Annotated in this window: 5 protein-coding genes and 1 pseudogene; all 6 read right to left on the bottom strand. The window is 43.3% G+C overall.

The window, feature by feature from the left end; all coding sequences use genetic code 11:
• Positions 1 to 123, bottom strand: a pseudogene (locus ACP45E_RS16770) (hypothetical protein); the annotation flags it as partial.
• A gap of 57 nt (positions 124 to 180) precedes the next feature.
• Complete coding sequence (gene rplJ / locus ACP45E_RS16765; protein WP_017035404.1) at positions 181 to 675, bottom strand: 50S ribosomal protein L10; 495 nt, start codon at positions 673 to 675, stop codon at positions 181 to 183.
• A 302-nt stretch (positions 676 to 977) separates the two neighbouring features.
• Complete coding sequence (gene rplA / locus ACP45E_RS16760) at positions 978 to 1,679, bottom strand: 50S ribosomal protein L1 (RefSeq protein WP_017035405.1); 702 nt, start codon at positions 1,677 to 1,679, stop codon at positions 978 to 980.
• A gap of 4 nt (positions 1,680 to 1,683) precedes the next feature.
• The gene (gene rplK, locus ACP45E_RS16755) at positions 1,684 to 2,112 is read right to left on the bottom strand and encodes a 50S ribosomal protein L11 (protein ID WP_017035406.1); all 429 of its coding nucleotides are present in this window, start codon (positions 2,110 to 2,112) and stop codon (positions 1,684 to 1,686) included.
• 145 nt (positions 2,113 to 2,257) lie between these two features.
• Positions 2,258 to 2,806 (bottom strand): transcription termination/antitermination protein NusG, encoded by a 549-nt coding sequence (gene nusG / locus ACP45E_RS16750; protein WP_017035408.1) that lies wholly within the window; start codon positions 2,804 to 2,806, stop codon positions 2,258 to 2,260.
• A 12-nt stretch (positions 2,807 to 2,818) separates the two neighbouring features.
• Positions 2,819 to 3,199 (bottom strand): preprotein translocase subunit SecE, encoded by a 381-nt coding sequence (gene secE / locus ACP45E_RS16745; RefSeq protein WP_017035409.1) that lies wholly within the window; start codon positions 3,197 to 3,199, stop codon positions 2,819 to 2,821.
• Between the last annotated feature and the right edge of the window lie 259 nt (positions 3,200 to 3,458).

Below are 3,458 nucleotides of genomic sequence, written 5' to 3'. Positions count from 1 at the left end.
CGCTCTTCCGATCTCAGCAGCAGATACGCCGAATTTTTCTTCCATAGCTTCGATAAGCTCAACAACTTGCATTACAGACATTTCTGCAACTGCGTCTAGGATTTGCTCGTTAGTAATAGACATAACAATTCTCTTTTAAGTCAACAATTAGTTTATTTTACAATCAGTAGAAAGCAAGGCTTATGCCGCAGCTTCTTCTTTTTGATCACGTAAAGCAGCGATAGTACGAACCAGCTTACCAGCAGAAGCTTCTTTCATGCACATCATTAGGCGTGCAATAGCTTCGTCGTAAGTTGGTAGTGTCGCTAGTACTTCAGCGTCAGTTAGTGCGCCTTCAAATGCAGCGGCTTTGATCTCGAACGCTTTGTTCTCTTTCGCGAAGTCTTTAAAAAGACGCGCGCCAGCACCTGGGTGCTCGTTAGAGAATGCAATCAGAGTAGGACCAGTGAAAGTGTCAGTAAGACACTCGTAATCTGTTCCCTGAACTGCACGGCGTGCTAAAGTGTTACGCACAACTCTCACATAAACACCCGCTTCACGCGCTTGTTTACGTAGAGAAGTCATTGCGCCAACTTCAACGCCACGAGAATCAGCTACAACTGCAGAAAGTGCACCACTGGCAGCTTCGTTGACTTCAGCAACAATTGCTTTTTTGTCTTGAAGGTTTAAAGCCATTTGGATTTACTCCTGGTTGTCGTTACACCACTCACTATTATCACAACAGTGAGAGTTAATAAGGTGCAGTCCCAGAAGAAAGTTAATCATATAATGAAACATCATATAAGAAAGCTTTCTGTCAGTTCGGGCACCATCTACGTAGGACGATTAAGTTAATTGAAAAACAATTAACACCTACGGTCTTGGACGGAGACTGTTCTAATTCCATTTATTGACAATTCAAAAAAAGGAATCAACGTCAGCCCCAACCACAAATTAGGCGCAGAATTATACATTAATTCTGCGCCTAATCAAACAAATTATGCTTGTGTGTTCAGGCTAGCCTGATCAACAGTAACACCCGCACCCATAGTGGTAGAGATGCTTACTTTCTTCACGAAAGTACCTTTCGCAGAAGAAGGTTTTGCTTTCTTAAGTGCAACTAGAAGAGCTTCTAAGTTCTCTTGAATTTGCGCCGCTTCGAAAGTAGCTTTACCAATAGTAGTGTGGATAATACCGTTTTTGTCGTTACGGTAACGAACCTGACCCGCTTTAGCATTTTTAACTGCTTCAGCAACGTTAGGAGTTACAGTACCAACTTTAGGGTTTGGCATTAGACCGCGTGGACCTAGGATAGTACCTAGTTGGCCTACAACGCGCATTGCATCTGGAGATGCAACAACAACGTCAAAGTCCATTACGCCTTTCTTCACTTGCTCAGCAAGATCTTCCATACCAACGATATCTGCGCCAGCTTCTTTAGCTGCTTCAGCGTTTGCACCTTGAGTGAACACTGCTACGCGAATGTCGCGGCCAGTACCGTGCGGAAGTACAGTTGCACCACGTACGTTCTGGTCAGATTTACGAGCATCGATGCCAAGGTTTACAGCAACGTCTACAGACTCAACAAATTTCGCTGTTGCTAGTTCTTTAAGAAGAGCAACTGCTTCGTTGATTTCGTATTCTTTCGTTACTTCAACTTTTTCACGAATTGTGCGCATGCGCTTAGTTAGTTTTGCCATGTTCTTAACCCTCTACCACTAGGCCCATTGAACGAGCAGTACCCGCAATAGAACGTTTCATCGCTTCAACATCAGCACCAGTCATATCAGCAGCTTTAGTTTCTGCGATTTCTTGGATTTGAGCGTCTGTTACCGTACCCACTTTTTCAGTGTTAGGACGACCTGAACCAGACTTAACGCCAGCCGCTTTCTTAAGAAGAACAGCAGCAGGTGGAGTCTTAGTAACGAACGTGAAAGAACGGTCGTTGTAAACAGTAATAACTACTGGAGTCGGTAGACCTTTCTCAACAGATTCTGTTTTTGCGTTGAACGCTTTACAGAATTCCATGATGTTTACGCCGTGTTGACCTAGTGCAGGACCAACCGGTGGACTTGGGTTTGCCATACCAGCTGCTACTTGCAGTTTGATATAAGCTTCAACTTTCTTAGCCATGATATTTCCTAATTTTGGGTTCAAACGCCAACATTTCAGTCAGCTCCCCGTTTTTCATAAAAAACTTCTTACAGTAATACCTGTAAAAAGGCGCGAAATTATAAGCATAATCCGCGCCATTAACAAGCATTAAAAAGGTGTTTTTTTAATCAAGTTTTTCCACTTGACCAAATTCAAGCTCAACAGGTGTCGCACGACCAAAGATCGATACTGACACTTTAATGCGGCTCTTCTCGTAATCCACTTCTTCAACAGTACCGTTGAAGTCAGCAAACGGACCATCATTAACACGAACCACTTCACCCGCTTCGAACATTGTCTTAGGACGCGGAGCTTCGCTCGCTTTCTCAAGACGGTTCAAAATCGCATCCGCTTCTTTGTCAGTGATAGGCGCAGGACGATCAGAGGTACCACCAATGAAGCCCATTACACGAGGAATACTACGTACTAAGTGCCATGATTCATCATTCATCAGCATTTGTACTAATACATAGCCTGGGAAAAATTTACGTTCGCTTTTGCGACGTTGGCCAGCACGCATCTCTACTACTTCTTCTGTAGGTACTAATACTTCGCCAAACAACTCTTCCATGTTGTGCATTTTAATATGTTCACGTAGCGATTGAGCCACACGACCTTCATAACCTGAAAAGGCTTGAACAACATACCAACGTTTCTTTGGAGCTTCACTCATGAATTAAAACCCTCACACCCCAGTTGCTAAGGCAACAAGACGAACCATAATGCCGTCAATGCCCCATAACACTAGAGCCATTACAATACATACTGCTAATACGATAAACGACGTTTGCATGGTTTCCTGACGCGTAGGCCATACCACTTTACGCACTTCCATTCGGGATTCGCGTGCAAAGACAATCGCTGCTTTACCTTTAGCCGTTGTCGCAGATACACCAAGTGCAGCGGCGATTAATACAACGACGCCTGCAGCTCGAATCACTACAGACATTTCACCATACAGGTAATTACCCACAACAGCAGCGGTTAGCAGAATAAAAGTGAGAATCCACTTAAACGTATCTGCACCGTTTGAGCTATCAGGAGTTTCAGCATTATTTGCTTTCATACAACCAACCTGTCATAAGTCTTAATATAGACGACAATAGCCCCGCTGTTGCAGGGCGAATTCCATAACATCAATAAAAATAACCATTGATGTATACTCTTGAGATGAGGAAAAACCTCAAACCAAATTCCTTGCTTTACGCTTAATTGTTCGCCATGACCAACAAGCATAATATTCAGCGCAGAAAAAGGGCATCAAATGATGCCCTTTTTACTAGTAGTTAGTCAAATCTTAATCAAAGATTTTAGCAACAACACCA

Source organism: Vibrio genomosp. F10 str. 9ZD137 (assembly GCF_049974785.1).
GTDB lineage: Bacteria > Pseudomonadota > Gammaproteobacteria > Enterobacterales > Vibrionaceae > Vibrio.
Note: the sequence above shows the minus strand (reverse complement) of the source record. Positions and strands in the feature narration are given on the sequence as shown.